This is a genomic window from Methylorubrum sp. POS3 (assembly GCF_043352485.1).
GTDB classification, from domain to species: Bacteria; Pseudomonadota; Alphaproteobacteria; order Rhizobiales; family Beijerinckiaceae; genus Methylobacterium; species Methylobacterium suomiense.
The window spans coordinates 1-4,521 of sequence record NZ_JAPRBT010000003.1 but is presented as its reverse complement, the minus strand read 5'-3'; the positions used below and the strand labels follow the sequence as shown (position 1 = coordinate 4,521).

6 protein-coding genes are annotated in these 4,521 nt (G+C 69.7%); all 6 read right to left on the bottom strand.

Annotated features, from left to right (window positions below):
* Positions 1-1,855, bottom strand: a 1,855-nt coding sequence (locus OWC43_RS23110; RefSeq protein WP_393958635.1) for a phage tail length tape measure family protein, incomplete at its 3' end; no start/stop codon positions are given.
* Positions 1,842-2,027: a hypothetical protein gene (locus OWC43_RS23105; RefSeq protein WP_137829755.1), complete on the bottom strand. Its 186-nt coding sequence runs from the start codon at positions 2,025-2,027 to the stop codon at positions 1,842-1,844. The genes OWC43_RS23110 and OWC43_RS23105, both read right to left, overlap by 14 nt.
* 65 nt (positions 2,028-2,092) lie before the next feature.
* Positions 2,093-2,533, bottom strand: a complete 441-nt coding sequence (locus OWC43_RS23100; RefSeq protein WP_393958634.1) for a hypothetical protein — start codon at positions 2,531-2,533, stop codon at positions 2,093-2,095.
* A gap of 32 nt (positions 2,534-2,565) precedes the next feature.
* Complete coding sequence (locus OWC43_RS23095; RefSeq protein WP_393958633.1) at positions 2,566-3,504, bottom strand: phage tail tube protein; 939 nt, start codon at positions 3,502-3,504, stop codon at positions 2,566-2,568.
* A gap of 24 nt (positions 3,505-3,528) precedes the next feature.
* Positions 3,529-3,963, bottom strand: coding sequence for a hypothetical protein (locus OWC43_RS23090; protein ID WP_393958632.1), 435 nt, complete (start codon positions 3,961-3,963; stop codon positions 3,529-3,531).
* 7 nt (positions 3,964-3,970) lie between these two features.
* Positions 3,971-4,521 (bottom strand): DUF6441 family protein (locus OWC43_RS23085; protein ID WP_393958631.1); only part of this gene is annotated, 551 nt, incomplete at its 5' end.

Sequence of the window (4,521 nt, the reverse complement as noted above, 5' to 3'; positions counted from 1 at the left end):
TCGAACCGAACCGGTCGACGTCCTCAGTCATCGTCCGGGCGAGCCGGGCGATGCGCTCGAACGCCGCCGTCGCCTCCTGAAGTTGACGTTGATCGAGGCCGAACTTGACCGGGTCGGCGATCGCCTTGCGGACCAACTCGACCTTGTCCTGCAGCGCCTGCAGCTCGCGCTGCTCGGGCAGGAGCGAGCGGATCACCCCGCCGACCTCGAACGACCGCTGCCCCCGCTGAGACCGCTCGATCGATTCGTCGCGCTCGTCGATCAGCGCCTTCAGCCGATCGACATCCTTGCGGACGGTCTCGACGTCCTTGGAACTGAACGCGAGCGGGTTGAGCTCGGCCGCCGCCTCGGCGGACAGGAGCCGCTTCTGAGCCTTGGCGTATTCCTGATCGAGCGTCCCGCCGAACAGCCCCTTGGAGATGCTACGGCCGAGATGGTCCCACCAGTTGTTCAGTGTCTCCGTCACGCGGGACCACCCACGGACCTCGTCGGCGACCCCCTTCGTGCCCGAGCGAACCGCGTCGAGCAGGGCGCGCTGCGCGGACAGTCGCTCCCCTTGAGCATCGAGGCGTCGGATGTTCTCCGCCTGCGCGTCGTTCAGGAACCCGTAACGCTGGCCCAGATCGAGGGCACCCTTCGAGACGTCCGCCAGCGCACCGGCGAGCCGGGTCACGCCTTCCTTGTTCTCGACGCCGAGGAACTTGGAAAAATCGCGGGTGGTGCCCACTGCCTGCCCGAGCAACTCGGAATCGATCCGGCCCGTCCCGGCGAATTGTGCTGCAAATTCCCGCGTCTCGCGACGGTTGAAACCAGCAGCGCGAGACTGGGCGTTCGCCAGGGCATTCACGGATTCGAGGGTCGCGCCCGATGTGCGGCCGACACCCTTGAGGACATCGTCGACCTGCTCCTGCGCCCCCCGGTAGGAGACGAGAGCGGCAGTTCCAACGCCGATCGCTGCTGCGAACCCACCGATGATACCGCCAGCGAGGCCGACACGCCCAAACAGCCGCATCAGCGCTCCGCTGGCGCGATCGGCATTGTCTCCGATCTTCTCCGCCCCCGCCGAGACAATGCCCTCTTCGACATGGTCGCGGATGGTTTTGCTGTCCTCGGTCTGACGCCGATCCGCCTCGGGCCCTCGACCGGCCGCTCCGGCAGTCCCACGGGCGCCGTCCTGTGCAAAACCGAGCGCCTTCTCGATCGCATGGGCCACGCGGTCGCCGATATCGCGAACGGCACTGCCGACGCTGACGCCGTTCTCCCCCATGAACATGGGAGCCACTTGCCCACCCTGCTGCAGGGCAACGGTCAGCGGGCTCATCCCACCCTGGAGGGAGGAGGCCGCATCGAGACCTTGGAACAGCAGGTTCTGTAGCTCGTCCGCGCGCAAGCGACGATCGCCGGTGTTCTCGTGGGCAGGCCCGTAACGGCGCTTGGCCAAGTCGTACAGACGCGCGGCATAATCGGCGTCGAAGCTTCCGCCCGACACCCCGCGCTCGATGACGGCGATATCGCGATCGAGTTGACGGCTGTTGCGGTATTCCTCGTCGAGGCGAGCGCGAACACGCTCCACCTCTTTCTGAGTTGCCGGGCTCTGTGTCGGGACAGGCTTGTTCGACGATGCGGCAGGAACCGATCCGACCCCGGCTTGGCCGGTAGCCTGTGCCTGTCGAGCCGACGCGGCGGTCTCGTGGGCCTTGCGCGTCAACCGCTCGGTGGCAACGCCGGCCTGATCGGCTGCCGTCGAGACGGAGCGAAACGCCGTCTCCCCGGAGCGGCCGACCTCGTCGAGCGTGCGCCGCAGCTCGGCTCCACCCTCGACCCCAAGGCGGATGGCGATGCTATTGACCGTCATCGGCAGCCTCGCGGTACGCGTTGACGATGACCGGCTCGATGCCCGGCAGCAGGTCGGCGAGCAGCGCCGTGTCGGCGCCCATGGCCGCCCCCATCGCCAGGATCGCCCCGAAATCCAGGGCGTAGGGCCCACCGAACGCGGCGCGGACCTGACCGCCGCAGCGCCGGATCACCGCCCAGGCGACGATGCCCTCGTCGGTCTGTGGCGCGTGCAGCCGGTAGGGACAGGCGGCACAGGTTACGCCGCAGGCGGCGCAGTAGGCGGCGCCGCCGCCGAAATGCCAACCGGCGAGCTCGCCGATGCGTTTTTTTCCGCACCCCGGCGCAGGGCGGGCGTGACGTAGAGCCCGTCGAGCGCGTCGTAGACCGGCCAGACGTCGAGGAGCATGTCGATGGTCTCGGTCGAGACCGCGACCGGGTTGCCGTCGGCATCACCGACGCCCTCCCATCGCCGGATCCCGCGTCGGCACAGCGCGTGCACCAGGGCGACGCTGGCGCGGGCATTCACTTCGCGCGGATCGGCGTCATCGACCTCGGCCTCGTCGCCAGGGGCGAGGATGGCGGCGACGGCCTCGCGGGCGATCAGCATCGAGGCGACCGAGATCGGTTCGACCTCGACGCGCACGCCGGGCACGAGGTCGAGCCAGAACGGCCCGGATTGACGGTCGAGCTTGAGCATCGCGGCTCCTGATGGTCAGGGGGAAAGCGGGATCAGTAGGACGCGACGCTGTTGATCAGCGTCGCGATCACGGTCTTGCCCGAGGCGTCGCGCGAGGCCTGCCACGGGAACGTCGCCTGCACCCCGGCCGGGCCCGTCACCGGGGTCTTGGCCCGCGGCAGGTAGACCGACGGTACCCGGAACAGCAGCGAGCGCGCGGCATCGATCGCCCAGCCGAAGCTGAGTTCGACCGAGGTGCCGGCGGTCGCCTGGTCGAGCAGCGCCGTATCGGCGAAGCGGACGACGAGGTTGCCCGACATCGCCACCATGCCGGGCTCGGCATCCTCGATCCGCCCGTCGCTGCGGATCGTCTCAACCTTGTCGAGATTGTTCGAATAGGTGAAGTCCGCCGAGACGACCGAGCCGAGCGCCGCGCCGGCGCGGGTGATCGCGCCCTGGGCCGGCGCGAACCGCTCGATCGCGGCTTCCGGCGGCGTGCCGGCGGCGGAGGCCTTGAGCTTGTTCTCTCCCTGCGCGATCAGCCCGAGCGTCGCGGTGAGCAGGCCCGAGCGCTGCATCTGCACCCGCATCGTGTTGCCGCGAACGCCGAAGTTCTGGCCGTAGCTCGGCACCTCGGGCAGGCCGACCTCGAGCGTCATCGACGGCAGTGTCGCCGCGCCCGAGGTGAAGACGTGCGTGCTGGTGCCGCTGACCGTGGTGGTGCTCGGTTGGCCGAAGAACAGCTTCAGCCAGGTGCCGAAGTTGCGCAGATCGATCGGCACGACGACGTCGCCGTCGTTGTTGATGACGTCGCGCGAGGGCGGCAGCGCCTCGCGGCCGTAGCCGAGCAGGTCGGAGGGGATCAGTCCCTGCTCCTCGCCGAGGTTGGACTGGACGAACGGCAGCTTGCGGTAGCCGCTGGAAGGCGGCGTGCCGTAGGTGGCCTCGAAGGCGCCCGCCATCACGGCGTTCGCTCCGCGTGCGCGGGCCATGGATGTCTCCTCGCGTGAGTGGTGTCAGTTGAGCGGGTCGGTCGTGCCGTAGACAGCGACGAGGCCGAGCACGGCCGAGCGCGAGACCGCCGCGCCCTCGCCGGTGAGCGGCTCGGTGTCCGGCGCGGTGACCTCGAGGTGGTCGCACAGCCCGCCGAGCGTCCGGTCCGCGGCGACGGCAGCGCCGATCGCCTGCAGCATCGCGTCGAGCCGAGCCTCGGCGGTCTCGCCCGGACCTTTCCTCGCGACGATCTCGACCGGGATCTCGTGCTCGAAGATGTAGGTGGCTGGGCTCAGCGTCACCTCGGGCGTGCCGGGCACGCCGTCGTCGACGGTGATGGTGCCGCCGTTCGGGATGGTCCGCGGCTTGGCCTCGTTGCGGCCATGCGCGGCCTGCGGCAGCGCCGCCCGCAGTAGGGCGACGACGGCTAGGATCACGCGCTCGCGGGTGCTCGACATCGCGCGATCACGCCTGCCAATGCGCGGCGATGGTGCCCGGCACCTGGTCGGCCCAGCGCCGGGCCGTCGCGGCGATGTCGAGCCGCTTGCGCAGCTTGGCCTGCCGCACCAGCACGAAGATGACGACGAAGGAGCGCCCACGATCGGGGCCGCTCTCGCGGATCGGCTGGAACGACTTGCGACGCTGGAACCGGGCGGCCTGGCGCCGGTAGAACGCGTCGGCCACGAGCACGCCGCCGGTCCGGCTCGGCACGAACCGCAGCTTCACCCCGGTCTCGCGCTCCCAGGCCGCCGGGGTCAGGCCGTTGTCGCTCGAGCCCTTGCCCCGGCGCTTCGACAGATGGTGCACGCCGGCCTCGGGGGTCGGGATCGCGAGATAGCGGCGGTTGAGCGCCGTAATGACGGCACCCCGGTCGAACGCATCGATCAGCTTCGGCGCATTGGATGAGACGTAGGCCGCCGCCTCGGCGCTCGCTCCGGCCTTCGGAAAGGTCTGGCCGCGCCAAGTGTTGGCGAGGCGTTGGCCGAGGCCGGCCTCGCGCACATCGGCGCGGAGGT